This window comes from Roseateles chitinivorans (assembly GCF_050632145.1).
GTDB lineage: Bacteria > Pseudomonadota > Gammaproteobacteria > Burkholderiales > Burkholderiaceae_C > Roseateles > Roseateles chitinivorans_B.
The window spans coordinates 2,790,898-2,805,423 of sequence record NZ_CP192577.1 but is presented as its reverse complement, the minus strand read 5'-3'; the positions used below and the strand labels follow the sequence as shown (position 1 = coordinate 2,805,423).

Below are 14,526 nucleotides of genomic sequence, written 5' to 3'. Positions count from 1 at the left end.
CGCGGCCGCCGGCAAGAGACCAAGAGGGAGCAGTACCTTGAGCAAGATCGACACGCAGCCGGTGATCATGGCGGGCGGCAGCGGAACGCGGCTGTGGCCGCTCTCGCGCGCCGGCTACCCGAAGCAGTTCCTGGTGCTGAACGGCAACACCAGCCTGTTCCAGCAGGCGGCGGAACGCCTGGCCGCGCTGTCCGCCGAGGACATCGCCGTGAAGGCGCCGATCGTCGTCGGCAACGAGGAGCACCGCTTCATGGTGCTGGACCAGCTGCGGGAACAGAAACTCACGCCCGGCGCGGTCGTGCTGGAGCCGGTCGGCCGCAACACCGCGCCCGCGATCACGCTGGCGGCGCTGCAGGCGCTCGAAGGCGGCGAGGATCCGGTGCTCGTCGTGACGCCGGCCGACCAGACCGTCACCGACAGTCCCGCCTTCACCGCCGCGCTGCAGAACGCGGTGCGCCAGGCCCGCGACGGCGCGATCGTGATCCTGGGCATCGCCCCGGACCGGCCCGAGACCGGCTACGGCTACATCCGCGCCGGTGCCGAGGGCGCCGGCCTGCGCGTCGAGGCCTTCGTCGAGAAGCCCGATGCGGCCACCGCGCAGAAATACCTCGACCAGGGCGGCTACTACTGGAACAGCGGCATGTTCGTGCTGCGCGCGAGCGTGTGGCTCAAGGCGCTGCAGCAGTTCCGCCCCGACATCGACCAGGCCACCCGCGTCGCCTTCGCCGCCAAGGCGGTGGACGGCGCCTTCGTGCGCCCGGCCAAGGAGGCCTTCGCCGCCGTGCCGTCGGAGTCCATCGACTACGCCGTGATGGAGCGCTGCCCCGGCAGCCCGATCGCCCTGCGCATGGTGTCGCTGGACGCCGGCTGGAACGACCTGGGCGCCTGGGAGGCGGTCTGGCAGGTCGCCGACAAGGACGAGTCCGGCAACGCCAGCCGCGGCGACGCGATCATCGCGGACAGCCGCAACACGCTGGTGCACGCCACCAGCCGGCTGGTGTCGGCGGTGGGGCTGGACAACATCGTCGTCGTCGAGACGCCCGATGCGGTGCTGGTCGCCGACCGCAGCAAGAGCCAGGACGTCAAGAAGATCGTCAACCAGTTGACGGCCACCCAGCGCGACGAGCAGAACCTGCACCGCAAGGTCCACCGCCCCTGGGGCTGGTACGACAGCATCGACATGGGCGAGCGCTTCCAGGTCAAGCGCATCATGGTCAAGCCCGGCGCCTCGCTGAGCCTGCAGATGCACCACCACCGCGCGGAGCACTGGATCGTCGTGCAGGGCACGGCCGAGATCGTCAACGGCGACAAGACCCTGCTGCTGACCGAAAACCAGTCGACGTACATTCCGCTGGGCCAGGTGCACCGCCTGTCCAACCCGGGCAAGGTGCCGCTGGAGATCATCGAGGTCCAGTCCGGCTCCTACCTGGGCGAGGACGACATCGTGCGTTTCCAGGACACCTACGGCCGCAATTGATCACGGCCACTGACCCTCACCCGGGGGACGTGGCGGGCGGCGACACGAAAGTCGGATGAAAGTCGGATACAAAGCCGTCCTCGGAAAGAACAGGAGAAGGCCGTGTCCGTGATCGCCGTCGTCGGGTTGGGATATGTGGGGCTGCCGCTGGTGGTCGAATTCGGCAAGCACGGCCGCACGATCGGGTTCGACATCGCCGTCGACAAGGTCGCCAAGTGTCGCGCCGGCACCGACCCGTCGCGCGAGCTGACCGACGCGGAAGTCCAGGCCGCCGTCCACGCCGAGTACCACAGCGACCCGGTCTGCCTGGCCGAGGCCGACGTCATCATCGTCGCCGTGCCCACGCCGGTGGACCAGGCCCACATCCCCGACTTCAAGCCGCTGATCGGCTCCTCGACCAGCGTCGGTCGCCACATGAAGCGTGGCGCGGTCGTCGTCTACGAATCGACCGTCTATCCCGGCGCCACGGAAGAGGTCTGCATTCCTGTGCTGGAGCGTGAGTCCGGCCTGAAGTGGAAGCAGGACTTCTTCGTCGGCTACAGCCCGGAGCGCATCAACCCGGGCGACAAGGAACACACGCTGACGAAGATCCTCAAGATCGTCTCCGGCGACACGCCCGAGACGCTGGACATCGTCGCGAAGACCTACGAGCAGATCATCGTGCCCGGCGTGCACCGCGCGTCCAGCATCAAGACGGCGGAGGCCGCCAAGGTCATCGAGAACACCCAGCGCGACCTCAACATCGCGCTGATGAACGAGCTGGCGATCATCTTCGAGCGCATCGGCCTGGACACCTCCGAGGTGCTGGAAGCCGCGGGCACGAAGTGGAACTTCCTGAAGTTCAAGCCGGGCCTGGTCGGCGGCCACTGCATCGGCGTGGATCCGTACTACCTGACCCACAAGGCCGACATGCTGGGCTACCACCCGCAGGTCATCCTGGCGGGCCGCCGCATCAACGACGGCATGGGCAAGTTCATCGCCGAGCAGACCATCAAGCAGATGATCGCCGCCGGCTCGCACGTCAAGGGCGCCAAGGTCAACGTGCTGGGCCTGACCTTCAAGGAGGACTGCGGCGACCTGCGCAATTCCAAGGTGATCGACATCATCCAGGAGCTGCGCAGCTACGGTGTCGAGGTCTTCGTGACCGACCCGGCCGCCGAGTCCGACGAGGCGATGCACGAGTACGGCGTGCAGCTGCACGCCTTCGAGGACCTGCCGCGCGCCGACGCCATCGTCGCCGCGGTCGCCCACCGCGAATACAAGGCGTTGGGCATCGAGGCGCTCGCCGCCAAGCTGGTCGACGGCGGCGCCTTCATCGACGTGAAGGCGGCGTTTAACAGCGACAATCTGCGCGCGGCCGGCCTGCGGGTCTGGCGACTGTGACGGCGGACGGTGCTCGGTCGCCGTCGTCGCCATCGCCGTCGCCCCAAGCCCCTTTCGGACGATCCGCGCGGATCACAGACATTTCAGGAAAGCTCCATGACGATCCTCGTCACCGGCGGCGCCGGCTTCATCGGCAGCAATTTCGTGCTCGACTGGTTCAAGACCTCGGACGAGCCGGTGGTCAACCTCGATGCCCTCACCTACGCAGGCAACCTCGAGAACCTGGCCTCGCTGAAGGACGACGCCCGTCACGTCTTCGTCCAGGGCGACATCTGCGACCGCGCACTGATCGACCAGTTGCTCGCCACGCACCGGCCGCGCGCGATCGTGCACTTCGCGGCGGAGTCGCATGTCGACCGCTCCATCCACGGTCCCGGCGCCTTCATGCGCACCAACGTCGAGGGCACCTTCACGCTGCTCGAGGCGGCGCGGGCGTTCTGGACCACGCTCGAAGGCGACGCGAAGGCGGCCTTCCGCTTCCACCACGTCTCGACCGACGAGGTCTACGGCTCGCTGAAGGCCGAGGACCCGCCCTTCGCCGAGACCAACGCCTACGAGCCCAACAGCCCGTACTCGGCGTCCAAGGCGGCCAGCGACCATCTGGTCCGCGCCTGGCACCACACCTACGGCCTGCCGGTGGTCACGACCAACTGCAGCAACAACTACGGCCCGTACCATTTCCCCGAGAAGCTGATCCCGCTGATGATCGTCAACGCGCTGGCCGGCAAGCCGCTGCCCGTGTACGGCGACGGCCAGCAGATCCGCGACTGGCTCTACGTCACCGACCACTGCTCGGGCATCCGCGCGGTGCTGGCCGGCGGCACGCTGGGCGAGACCTACAACATCGGCGGCTGGAACGAACAGGCCAACATCGACATCGTCAAGACGGTGTGCGCGCTGCTCGACGAGCTGCGCCCCGATCCGGCCGGCCCGTATGCCCGCCTGATCACCTACGTCAAGGACCGCCCCGGCCACGACCGCCGCTACGCGATCGACGCCCGCAAGATCGAGCGCGACCTGGGCTGGCGTCCGGCCGAGACCTTCGAGACCGGCATCCGCAAGACGGTGCAGTGGTACCTCGCCAACGAGGAGTGGTCCGCGCGTGTGCTGTCGGGCGCGTACCGCGAGTGGGTCACGAAGCAGTACGGCGCTTGAGCCCGAGGACACGATGAAAGTTCTGCTGCTCGGAAAGAACGGCCAGCTCGGCTGGGAGCTGCAACGCGCCCTCGCGCCGCTGGGTGAACTGGTCGCGCTGGACCGTCATGAAGGCGGCGATCTCGGCGACAGCGACGCGCTGCGCGCCACGGTGCGCCGCGTCGCGCCGGACGTCATCGTCAATGCCGCGGCCTACACCGCCGTGGACAAGGCCGAAAGCGAGCCCGAGGCCGCCCGCCAGATCAACGCGCTCGCCGCCGGCGTGCTGGCCGAGGAGGCCAGGGCCCTGGGTGCGTTGCTGGTCCATTACTCGACCGATTACGTCTTCGACGGTGCCGGCGACGACTGGCGTTTCGAAGATGCGCCGACCGGTCCGCTGAGCGTCTATGGCAAGACCAAGCTCGAGGGCGAGCGACTGATCGCCGCGAGCGGCGCCGACGCGCTGGTCCTGCGCACCAGCTGGGTCTACGCGGCGCGGGGCGGCAACTTCGCCAAGACCATGCTGCGGCTGGCCGCGGAACGTGAACAGCTGAAGGTCGTCGCCGACCAGATCGGCGCCCCGACCGGCGCGGACCTGCTGGCCGACGTCACCGCCCATCTCATCCGCGCGACGCTGAAGGACCGCGCCCTGTGCGGCACCTACCACGCGGTGGCCAGCGGCGAGACCAGTTGGCACCAGTACGCGCAGCACGTGCTGACGCGCGCGCGGGACAAGGGCGTGGCGCTGAAGGTCCAACCCGGGCAGGTCGAGGCCCTGGCCAGCAGCGCCTACCCGACGCCGGCGCCGCGCCCGCTGAATTCGCGCCTGGACAACCACAAGCTGCAGGACCGTTTCGGCCTGGTGCTGCCGCACTGGCAGACCGGCGTGGACCGGCTGCTCGACGAGATCCTGTGAGAGGAGACAGCACGATGGGCAACGACACCCGCAAGGGCATCATCCTGGCCGGCGGCTCCGGCACGCGGCTGCATCCGGCCACGCTCGCGATCAGCAAGCAGCTGCTGCCGGTCTACGACAAGCCGATGGTCTACTACCCGCTCAGCACGCTGATGCTGGCGGGCATGCGCGACATCCTGCTGATCAGCACGCCGCAGGACCTGCCCCGCTTCGAGGCGCTGCTCGGCGACGGTGCGCGCTGGGGCATCAACCTCCAATACTGCGTGCAGCCCAGCCCGGACGGCCTGGCACAGGCCTTCATCCTGGGCAGGGACTTCATCGGCGGCGCCCCGAGCGCGCTGGTGCTGGGCGACAACATCTTCTACGGCCACGACTTCGCCGGCCTGCTGGGCAGCGCAGACGTGCAGACCGACGGGGCCACCGTCTTCGCATACCACGTGCACGATCCGGAGCGCTACGGCGTGGTCGAGTTCGACGCGGACAAGCGCGCCGTCAGCATCGAGGAAAAGCCCAAGGCGCCCAAGAGCAACTACGCCGTCACGGGCCTCTACTTCTACGACCGTCAGGTCTGCGACATCGCCGCCGACATCCAGCCCAGCCCGCGCGGCGAGCTCGAGATCACCGACGTCAATGCGCGCTATCTCGCGCAGCAGCAGCTGCGCGTCGAGATCATGGGCCGGGGCTACGCCTGGCTGGATACCGGCACGCACGACAGCCTGATGGAAGCCGGCCAGTTCATCGCGACGCTGGAAAAGCGCCAGGGCCTCAAGGTCGCCTGCCCCGAGGAGATCGCGTTCCGCAAGGGCTGGATCACCGCCGAGCAGCTCGAGCAGCTGGCGCAGCCGATGCTCAAGAACGGTTACGGGCAATACCTGAAGCAGGTGCTCAACGAGAAGGTGTTCTGATGAATGTGATTGCGACCGCGCTGCCCGAGGTGCTGATCATCGAGCCGAAGGTCTTCGGCGACGCACGCGGCTTCTTCATGGAAAGCTGGACCGAGCCGAAGTTCAACGCGGCGGCCGGGTACGACGTGCGCTTCGTGCAGGACAACCATTCCCGCTCCAGCCAGGGCGTGCTGCGCGGCCTGCATTTCCAGCTGCCGCCGCATGCCCAGGGCAAGCTGGTGCGCTGCACGGCGGGCGCGGTGTTCGACGTCGCCGTCGACATGCGCCGCTCGAGCGCCAATTTCGGCCAGTGGGTCGGCGTCGAGCTGACCGGCGAGAACCATCGCCAGCTGTGGATCCCGCCAGGCTTCGCGCACGGTTTCCTGGTGCTGAGCGAGACGGCGGACTTCCTCTACAAGACCACCGACCTCTACGCGCCGCAGGCCGAAGGCTCGGTGCGCTGGGACGATCCGGCGATCGGCATCGAGTGGCCGACGCTGCCGGTCGAATTCAAGCTGGCCGAGAAGGACGCGAAGGCGCCTCTGCTCGCGGACGCGAAATACTTCGATTGACCTGCCGATGGCCGCGCCGCTGATCCACCTCATCGCGGGCGCGCGGCCGAATTTCATGAAGCTCGCGCCGCTGGTGCGGGCGCTGCGGGCCGACGGCCGCTTGGCCTGGAAGCTGATCCACACCGGTCAGCACCACGACGCCGCGATGAGCGGCGTGTTCTTCGACGAACTCGGGCTGCCGGCGCCCGACGTCTCGCTGGACTGCCACGGCGGCGGCCACGCGCAACTGACGGCGCGGATCATGCAGGCCTATGAGCCGCACGTGATCGCGGACCGGCCTGCCGCCTGCGTCGTCGTGGGCGATGTCGATTCCACGCTGGCCTGCGCGCTGACGGCGCGCAAGCTCGGCGTGCCGGTGGCGCATGTCGAGGCCGGCCTGCGCAGCGGCGACATGACGATGCCCGAAGAGATCAACCGCCGTGCGACCGACGCGATCGCCGACTGGCTCTTCACGACCGAACCCAGCGCGGCCGCGCACCTGCGCCGCGAAGGCCATCCGGACGAGCGCGTCGCCGAGGTCGGCCACGTCATGGTCGACAACCTGCTGTTCCAGCTGGGGCGGCTCGATGCCGGCGATGCCGATGCGCAGTCCGCCGAAGCGGCCGCGAAGGCGGCGCTCGACGCCGCGGGCGCCAGCGACGCGATCGCGGGCCCCTTCGGTGTGGTCACCCTGCACCGGCCGGCCAACGTGGACGATCCGGCGCAGCTCGCCGCGTTGATGCAGTCGCTCGGCACGCTGGCAGCACGGCTGCCCTTGCTGTTCCCGGTGCATCCGCGCACGCGGACCCGGCTGGAGGCGCTGGGCCTCACGTCCGCGCCAGGGCTGCACCTGCTGCCGCCCCTGCCCTACCGCCCCTTCCTGGCCCTGTGGCGCCGCGCCACGCTGGTCCTGACCGACAGCGGAGGCCTCCAGGAAGAGACCACCGCGCTGGGCATCCCCTGCCTCACGCTGCGCGACAACACCGAGCGGCCGGTCACGGTCGACCTCGGCACCAACCAGATCGCCGGCACCGACCCGGCGCGCATCCTGGCGCTGGCACTGCGACGGCTCGACGCCATCGGGGGCCAGCCCAACGTGGAAGTACGCCGCCCGCCCCTCTGGGACGGCCATGCCGCCGGGCGGATCGTGTCCCGCCTGGCCCGTGACCTGCTGGGCTGACCACCCTCCCGCCCCCCGGTTCCGGGGGAGTCGATGCATCTCCTTACAGGTGGGCGCGCGCAGAAAGGTGCGCCACTCGTACAGTCCGTCGCTCAGGCGCCCGGAGAGGCGCCCGGCTGGTGCAGAGGAGGTAAGCCATGCACGTTTCCATCGCCCCGCACGGGGAGGTGGCCGGTTCCGCCGTCGGCGGGCCGCCCACCACAGACGCAATCACGCCCCCCGCGACAGCGACGCCCGACCCCGTCGGCATGGCCGTCGCCATCGATTTCGACCGGATCCGCGCCACGCTGATGGTGCTGGGCATCGCCTTGCACGCCGCGGACGTCTTCGTCACCGCCGGCGACTGGCTGGTCGCGGACTCTCACCGCGGCCTCGCCTTCGACGCGCTGGTCGCGCTGATCCACAGCTTCCGCGTCCCTGGCTTCTTCCTGCTTTCCGGCCTGCTCTTCGCAGGCAGCCTGAAGCGGCACGCCACGCCGGACCTGGCGCTGCGCCAGCTGGTGCGCCTGGGCGTGCCGCTCCTGACCTGCTGGGCCCTGCTCAATGCCGCGCAGACCGCCCTGCTGGCCTGGTACCGAGGCGGCGACCCGTGGGAGGCGCTGGCATCGATCTCGACGCCCCTGGGCCATCTCTGGTTCGTGCGCGATCTGCTGGTGATGAATCTGTTCGTGCTGGCCTGGGTGGCGATGCGCGGCGCCCTGCCGCTTCGGATCCGGCGCGGGACCACCCCCGCATCCCTGCCGACGTCCCGCCCGATCCACTGGATGACCGTGGCGCTGATCGGCGCCCTGCTGAGCCACCTCCTGCTCCTGGCCATCCGCCTGAGCGGCCTGGCCTATGCACCGGGACCCGGCGGCCTGACCTTGTTCAACCTGGCGTTCTACGCACCGATGTTCCTGGCCGGCCTGACGATGCGACATCGCCCGACATGGTTGAACGGCTGGCTGCGCACGCCGTGGTGGCTGCTGCCGGTGGCCGCCTTCGCCGCCAACTGGGGTGACGCAGCCAGCGACACGCTGCCGCACGCCGTGGCGCGCGAGGCGGCGCTGGCGGTCGAGCTGCTCGGCATCTGGCTGGCGACCGGCGCGGCCATCGGCCTGCTGGCGCGGTGGCGGGGCCGCCCGCGCGGCCTCCTGGGCCGCGCGCTCGCCGACGCCAGCTACACGATCTTCCTGGTCCACCATGTGATGGTGGTGGCGCTGGCACTGCTGCTGCTGCCGCTCGACTGGCCGGCGGCGTTCAAGTTCCCGCTGATCGCAGGGGGCGCGCTGGGGCTGAGCCTGGCCTTCCACCGGTGGGTGGTGCGGCCTTTCGCGCTCACGCGGCTGCTGTTCAACGGCCGCCTCCCGGCGGCGCCGCGCGGGCACGCCGTCACCGCCGCGCCCGGACGGGCGTGAGCTGAGCGGGGCGGCCCCCGGCTGCGACAGCGGCGGACGCATCGCGGGGCGGCGGGCGTCGCGGGGCGACGCGCCCCGCGCCTCAATGCCTCAGTGCGTGTCGAGGACCGGGAAGCCCTTGACCAGGTCGTCGACCGCCTTGACCTGTTCCAGGAAGGGCTTGAGCTGCGACAGGCGCAGCGCGCTGGGGCCGTCGCAGAGCGCCTTCTCCGGATCCGGATGCGCTTCCAGGAACAGACCCGCCAGGCCGATCGCCATGCCGGCGCGGGCCAGCTCGGTCACCTGACCGCGACGGCCGCCCGAGGCGGCGGCGCCGGACTCGCGCTGCTGCAGCGCATGGGTCACGTCGAAGATCACCGGCTTGCCGCCGCTGACCTGCTTCATCACCCCGAAGCCCAGCATGTCCACGACCAGGTTGTCATAGCCGAACTGCGCGCCGCGGTCGCACAGCATCACGTTCGGATTGCCGCCTTCCTGGAACTTCTCGACGATGTTCTTCATCTGGGGCGGGCTGACGAACTGCGGCTTCTTGATGTTGATGACGCGGCCCGTCTTGGCCAGCGCGATCACCAGGTCGGTCTGGCGCGCCAGGAAGGCCGGCAGTTGCAGCACCTCGCACACGGCGGCCACGTCGGCCGCCTGATGGGGCTCGTGCACGTCCGTCAGCACGGCCACGCCGTGGGCCTTCTTGACCGCCTCGAAGATCTTCAGGCCGGCTTCCAGGCCGGGGCCGCGGTAGCTCTTGATCGAGGAGCGGTTGGCCTTGTCGAACGAGGCCTTGAACACGTAGGGGATGCCCAGTTCCTTCGTCACGCGGACGTACTCGCCGCAGACGTCCACGGCGAACTGTTCCGACTCCAGCACGTTGACCCCGCCGAACAGCACGAACGGCTTGGCGTTGTCGACCACGATGTCATTGATCTTGACCATCTCGATTCCCTCAGGCGAAGGCGGCAGTATCCCACGCGCTCCCGGCGCCACCGGCCCGTGCCCACCCCCTCGATCGGCGGGCGCGCCGGCCCGCGCCACGGCGGTGACGGCATTCCGCCGACACGCCGCGGGGGATTTTCCCGACGCGAATCCGTGCGTTTTGCGGGTTTCAATTTCGAATATCGAACGGGTTATGGCACCCGACATCCGAGTATGTAACGGGCCGCAATAACTTCGTGATCCGAGACATTCGTGGGGTTGTCAATCCTCGACCCGGATGTTTCAAACGGTACGCTCCGGCGCCTGCCGAATATTCCCGGAATCAGGTCCCGGATCCGGTACCAACGCTGGAGAACCGGGGGGTCATCTCCCCATACTGACTCATGGCCGCAACACCTCCGCCACCTGGAGGAAATCAGCGGTCAGATATCCGGGTCGCCAACATCCAGTAACAAAAATCCCGCCCGACGAATGGCCCTGTCATCGCCGGCGCGCAAGAAGAAGAGATCGAGGCCTATTAATCGTCAACGCGCTCACGCGCATCAGCAGTAACTCAATCACCATGACGAATATCTCTTCTTCCCTGCGAGTTTCCACCGGCCTGAGCGCCTGCGCCCTGGCGGCCGGCCTGTTGCTGAGCGGTTGCGGCGGCGGCGGCGGCGCCAATGGCGGCACCGCTTCCGTCCAATCGCTCGAGACGCCGCCGATCGCGGCCTCGGCGCCCGCCACCACGGCCGGCACGCCGGCCAGCCCCGCGGCCAGCCAGGTCGTCGCCGGCGTCTCGACGCTGGCCGCCAATGTCCGCACCGCGGCGGCCGCCGCCTGCACGGCGGGCGACTTCGGCAGCTTCGACCGGCCGTTCAGCCCGGACTCGCCGTGGAACAGCCGTCCGGTCGCCCCGGTGCTGGGCACCGCGACGATCCCCACCGCGCTGTACACCCCGACCGTCGCCGCCGGCGCCTGGTCGAGCGCCGCCTTCCAGGCGTCCGCCAGCGATGCGCCGATGGTCGTCACCGGCGCCACCGCGCAAGGCGTCTGGGATCCGGACAGCGAGGTCTACCGCCCCAGCATCACCATCCCCAACTGGCCGGCCGCCACCACGCCGGCCACCGGCACCGATGGCCATGCCGAGATCGTCGACCCGGCGACCGGCGTCGTCCATTCGTTCTGGGGCCTGAAGCAGGTCAACGGCGCCTGGGTCGCCAAGCAGTACGCCTGGACCCCGCTGGCCGGTCGCGGCATGGGGGATCCCTCCCACTACTACCAGGGCGCGCGCGCGGCCGGCGTCTCGACGCTGGGCGGCCTGATCCGCACCGCCGAAGCCGTCGACGGCGACACGATGTACCGCCACGCGCTGGCCATGTCGCTGGACGCCACCGGCCTGAGCGCCGCCCCGACCTACCGGTTCCCGGCGACCTCCGCCGACAGCAATGCCGCGACGACCAACAGCGGCCAGATCCCGATGGGCTCGCTGATGATGCTGCCCGCCAGCTTCAATGCGCAGGCCCTGGCGACGCCCGAGCTGCGCAAGGTGGCCGAGACGCTGAAGGCCTACGGCGCCTACGTGGTGGACCGCAACACCGGCACGCCTTTCGTCATCTACGTCGAGATCGGCGCCGACCTCAAGCTGCACCGCAACGGCTGGAGCAACGCCACCGCGAACGACCTGGAGCTGATGCGCGCGGCGATGCGCCCGGTGGAGAGCGCCTCGGCCTGGAAGGACGGCAACGGCAACACCAGCTCGACGGTGACCAGCACCGCGTTGAACCTGCTGTCGATGCGTGGCGGCTGGTGGCGCACCAAGGGCACGGTCAGCGGGGACTTCGACACCTGGCGCCAGGCGCTGGTGTTCCCGGCCACGACCACGCAGATCGAGCAGGCCAACGCCACCGGACGGGCGATGAACCCGGTCACCTGGGCCATCCCGGCCAGCGGCGAGACCTTCCGCCTGGACGTCGACGCCACCGGCGGCGCCTCGTTCCGGATGACCATCGCCGACAAGGTCACCGGTGCCGTCGTGTACGACAGCGGCTACCTGAACGACGGCGACTCGACCACGCTGGTCTGGCCGAACGTGGCCACCTTCAAGGTCACCACCTGGGCGCGCAGCGGCGTGGACAACGTCGAATCGACCGTGCGCCCCACGCTGGTGAAGACCGGCGGACCGGCCGCCAGCGTCTGCGCCGGTTGAGCGGACGGGCCGCGGCGGGCTGAGGCAGCCTGCCGCGGCGATCGATCAGGCCGCGGGCGGCGCGATCAGACCGGCTTCGGCTTGGAACCGCGGCCGATGGCGTGATGCTCGATGCCGAGCATCGCCATCGTCGCCGGCTCGTACAGGTTGCGGCCGTCGAACACCACCGGCTGCTTCAGCGAGCTCTTGATGCGGTCGAAGTCCGGCGTGCGGAACTCCTTCCACTCGGTGATCACGATCAGCGCGTCGGAGTCGTTCAGCGCGTGCTCCGCGCGTTCGCAGAAGCTGACGCCGGGCACCTGGCTCAGCAGCTTCGCCGCCTCGCCCATCGCGACCGGGTCGTAGGCCGCCACCGCCGCGCCGCGCCGCGCCAGCTCCTCCACCACCACCAGCGACGGCGCCTCGCGCATGTCGTCGGTGTTGGGCTTGAAGGCCAGGCCCCACAGCGCGAAGCGCTTGCCGCTCAGGTCCGGGCCGAAGCGCGCCACCACCTTGTCCACGAGCACCAGCTTCTGGCGGTCGTTGGCCTCCTCGACGGCGTTCAGCACCTTCAGGTCCTGGCCGTACTCGCGGCCGGTGCGCACCAGCGCCTTCACGTCCTTCGGGAAACACGAGCCACCGTAGCCGGCGCCCGCGTACAGGAACTGGTAGCCGATGCGCGGATCGGAGCCGATGCCGCGACGCACCAGCTCGATGTCGGCGCCGACCTTCTCGGCCAGCAGCGCCAGCTCGTTCATGAAGCTGATGCGCGTGGCCAGCATCGCGTTGGCGGCGTACTTGGTGAACTCGGCGCTCTTCACGTCCATCACCATCAGCCGGTCGTGGCTGCGGGTGAACGGCGCGTACAGCGCGCGCATCATCAGCGTGGCCTGCTCGTCGTCGGAGCCGACGACGATGCGGTCGGGCTTCATGAAGTCCTCCAGCGCCGCGCCCTCCTTGAGGAACTCCGGGTTGGAGACGACCGAGAAGTTCACGTCCACGCCGCGCCTGGCGAGCGACTCGGCGACGGCGGCGCGGACCTTCTCCGCGGTGCCGACCGGCACGGTGCTCTTGTCGACGATGACCTTGTAGTCGGTCATGCGCTCGCCGATGGAGCGCGCGGCGGCCAGCACGTACTGCAGGTCGGCCGAGCCGTCCTCGCCCGGGGGCGTGCCCACGGCGATGAACAGCAGCGTGCCGTGCGCGACGGCGGCGTCGACGTCGGTGGTGAACTGCAGCCGGCCCGCGGCGCGGTTGCGCGCCACGACCGCGTCCAGGCCCGGCTCATGGATGGGGATGCCCCCGTCGTTGAGCACCTGGATCTTGTCGGGGTTCACATCGAGGCACACCACGTGGTTGCCCATTTCGGCCAGGCACGCGCCGGTCACGAGACCCACGTAGCCGGTGCCGATGGTGGTCACTTTCATTCGTTCTCTCCAGCTGGAAGCAGTGGCGGTCGGTGGCGGTCGGTGGCGGCGGCCGGTCAGACCTTGTAGTAGTCGCGGTACCACGCGACGAAGCGGCGGATGCCCTCGGGCACCGGCATCGCGGGACGGAAGCCCGTCCACGCGGCCAGTTCCTCGACGTCCGCGTGGGTGGCCGGCACGTCGCCGTCCTGCAGCGGGAGGAACTCCTTGACCGCCTCGCGGCCCACGGCCTGCTCGATCGCGCCGATGAAGTCCATCAGCGGGATCGGGTCGTGGTTGCCGATGTTGAAGACGCGGTACGGCGCGTTGGAGCGCGCCGGATCCGCCTGCACCGGGTCGTAGGCCGGATCGGCCGTCGCGGTGCGGTCGAGCACGCGCACGACGCCTTCGGCGATGTCGTCGATGTAGGTGAAGTCGCGGATCATCTTCCCGTGGTTGAAGACCTTGATCGGCTCGCCCGCGAGGATCGCCTTCGTGAACAGGAACAGCGCCATGTCCGGCCGGCCCCAGGGCCCGTACACGGTGAAGAAGCGCAGGCCCGTCGTCGGCAGGTTGAACAGGTGGCTGTAGGTGTGGGCCATCAGCTCGTTGGCCTTCTTGGTCGCGGCATACAGGCTGACCGGGTGGTCCACGCCGTGGTGCTCGCTGAAGGGCATGTGCGTGTTGCCGCCGTAGACGCTGGAGCTGGACGCGTAGGCCAGGTGCTTCACGCCCGAATGCCGGCAGCCTTCGAGGATGTTGGTGAAGCCGACGATGTTGGATTCGATGTACGCGTGCGGGTTCACCAGCGAGTAGCGCACGCCGGCCTGGGCGGCCAGGTGCACGACGCGGTCGAACTGGTGCCTGGCGAACAGGTCGGCGATGCCGCTGCGGTCGGCGACGTCCATCTGCACGAACTCGAAACCTGGTTTGCCGCTCAGCCGCGCCAGGCGGGCGTGCTTGAGCGTGGGGTCGTAGTAGTCGTTGAGGTTGTCCAGGCCGACGACCTGGTCGCCGCGGGCCAGCAGGATCTGGCTCACGTGCATGCCGATGAAGCCGGCGGCGCCGGTGACGAGAACTTTCAAACCTGCTCCCCGG

General features: G+C 69.3%; 12 protein-coding genes. 9 read left to right on the top strand and 3 right to left on the bottom strand.

The genetic code is table 11. The annotated features are described in order from the left end of the window. Nucleotides 1-67: 67 nt before the first annotated feature. From ACQ86G_RS12970 to ACQ86G_RS12935, 8 genes are all read left to right on the top strand, one after another. Entirely contained in the window at nucleotides 68-1,477 is a 1,410-nt protein-coding gene (locus tag ACQ86G_RS12970; protein ID WP_431261397.1) for a mannose-1-phosphate guanylyltransferase/mannose-6-phosphate isomerase, read from the top strand. 102 nt (nucleotides 1,478-1,579) lie between these two features. Next, a complete protein-coding gene (locus tag ACQ86G_RS12965) occupies nucleotides 1,580-2,860 on the top strand; it encodes a nucleotide sugar dehydrogenase (RefSeq protein WP_431260935.1) in 1,281 nt (426 codons plus the stop codon). A gap of 96 nt (nucleotides 2,861-2,956) precedes the next feature. Further along, complete coding sequence (gene rfbB, locus ACQ86G_RS12960) at nucleotides 2,957-4,015, top strand: dTDP-glucose 4,6-dehydratase (RefSeq protein ID WP_431260934.1); 1,059 nt, start codon at nucleotides 2,957-2,959, stop codon at nucleotides 4,013-4,015. Nucleotides 4,016-4,028: 13 nt separating this feature from the next. After that, nucleotides 4,029-4,910, top strand: a complete 882-nt coding sequence (gene rfbD, locus ACQ86G_RS12955; RefSeq protein WP_431260933.1) for a dTDP-4-dehydrorhamnose reductase — start codon at nucleotides 4,029-4,031, stop codon at nucleotides 4,908-4,910. Nucleotides 4,911-4,924: 14 nt separating this feature from the next. Continuing rightward, the gene (gene rfbA / locus ACQ86G_RS12950; protein ID WP_431260932.1) at nucleotides 4,925-5,815 is read left to right on the top strand and encodes a glucose-1-phosphate thymidylyltransferase RfbA; all 891 of its coding nucleotides are present in this window, start codon (nucleotides 4,925-4,927) and stop codon (nucleotides 5,813-5,815) included. After that, the gene (gene rfbC, locus ACQ86G_RS12945; RefSeq protein WP_431260931.1) at nucleotides 5,815-6,366 is read left to right on the top strand and encodes a dTDP-4-dehydrorhamnose 3,5-epimerase; all 552 of its coding nucleotides are present in this window, start codon (nucleotides 5,815-5,817) and stop codon (nucleotides 6,364-6,366) included. Before rfbA ends, rfbC begins: the two co-directional genes overlap by 1 nt. A gap of 7 nt (nucleotides 6,367-6,373) precedes the next feature. Further along, nucleotides 6,374-7,525 carry a non-hydrolyzing UDP-N-acetylglucosamine 2-epimerase gene (gene wecB / locus ACQ86G_RS12940; protein WP_431260930.1) on the top strand — a complete coding sequence of 384 codons (1,152 nt, stop codon included), beginning with the start codon at nucleotides 6,374-6,376 and terminating at the stop codon, nucleotides 7,523-7,525. A gap of 137 nt (nucleotides 7,526-7,662) precedes the next feature. Further along, nucleotides 7,663-8,922, top strand: a complete 1,260-nt coding sequence (locus ACQ86G_RS12935; protein ID WP_431260929.1) for an acyltransferase family protein — start codon at nucleotides 7,663-7,665, stop codon at nucleotides 8,920-8,922. A gap of 90 nt (nucleotides 8,923-9,012) precedes the next feature. On the opposite strand, the gene kdsA is transcribed toward ACQ86G_RS12935, so the two are convergent. After that, the gene (gene kdsA, locus ACQ86G_RS12930; protein ID WP_431260928.1) at nucleotides 9,013-9,852 is read right to left on the bottom strand and encodes a 3-deoxy-8-phosphooctulonate synthase; all 840 of its coding nucleotides are present in this window, start codon (nucleotides 9,850-9,852) and stop codon (nucleotides 9,013-9,015) included. Nucleotides 9,853-10,414: 562 nt separating this feature from the next. On the opposite strand from kdsA, the gene ACQ86G_RS12925 reads away from it, so the two are divergent. Further along, nucleotides 10,415-12,043, top strand: a complete 1,629-nt coding sequence (locus tag ACQ86G_RS12925; protein WP_431260927.1) for an Atrophin-1 multi-domain protein — start codon at nucleotides 10,415-10,417, stop codon at nucleotides 12,041-12,043. Nucleotides 12,044-12,108: 65 nt separating this feature from the next. On the opposite strand, the gene ACQ86G_RS12920 is transcribed toward ACQ86G_RS12925, so the two are convergent. Both ACQ86G_RS12920 and ACQ86G_RS12915 read right to left on the bottom strand, forming a co-directional pair. Beyond that, a complete protein-coding gene (locus tag ACQ86G_RS12920; RefSeq protein ID WP_431260926.1) occupies nucleotides 12,109-13,449 on the bottom strand; it encodes a UDP-glucose dehydrogenase family protein in 1,341 nt (446 codons plus the stop codon). Nucleotides 13,450-13,505: 56 nt separating this feature from the next. Continuing rightward, nucleotides 13,506-14,513 carry an NAD-dependent epimerase gene (locus tag ACQ86G_RS12915; protein ID WP_431260925.1) on the bottom strand — a complete coding sequence of 336 codons (1,008 nt, stop codon included), beginning with the start codon at nucleotides 14,511-14,513 and terminating at the stop codon, nucleotides 13,506-13,508. Between the last annotated feature and the right edge of the window lie 13 nt (nucleotides 14,514-14,526).

Bases quoted from the DNA above. Each gene is read 5' to 3' on its own strand.
- wecB (WP_431260930.1), top strand. From the start codon at position 6,374: ATGGCCGCGCCGCTGATCCACCTCATCGCGGGCGCGCGGCCGAATTTC.
- rfbC (WP_431260931.1), top strand. From the start codon at position 5,815: ATGAATGTGATTGCGACCGCGCTGCCCGAGGTGCTGATCATCGAGCCG.
- rfbB (WP_431260934.1), top strand. From the start codon at position 2,957: ATGACGATCCTCGTCACCGGCGGCGCCGGCTTCATCGGCAGCAATTTC.
- ACQ86G_RS12935 (WP_431260929.1), top strand. From the start codon at position 7,663: ATGCACGTTTCCATCGCCCCGCACGGGGAGGTGGCCGGTTCCGCCGTC.
- kdsA (WP_431260928.1), bottom strand. From the start codon at position 9,852: ATGGTCAAGATCAATGACATCGTGGTCGACAACGCCAAGCCGTTCGTG.
- ACQ86G_RS12925 (WP_431260927.1), top strand. From the start codon at position 10,415: ATGACGAATATCTCTTCTTCCCTGCGAGTTTCCACCGGCCTGAGCGCC.
- rfbD (WP_431260933.1), top strand. From the start codon at position 4,029: ATGAAAGTTCTGCTGCTCGGAAAGAACGGCCAGCTCGGCTGGGAGCTG.
- ACQ86G_RS12920 (WP_431260926.1), bottom strand. From the start codon at position 13,449: ATGAAAGTGACCACCATCGGCACCGGCTACGTGGGTCTCGTGACCGGC.
- rfbA (WP_431260932.1), top strand. From the start codon at position 4,925: ATGGGCAACGACACCCGCAAGGGCATCATCCTGGCCGGCGGCTCCGGC.
- ACQ86G_RS12970 (WP_431261397.1), top strand. From the start codon at position 68: ATGGCGGGCGGCAGCGGAACGCGGCTGTGGCCGCTCTCGCGCGCCGGC.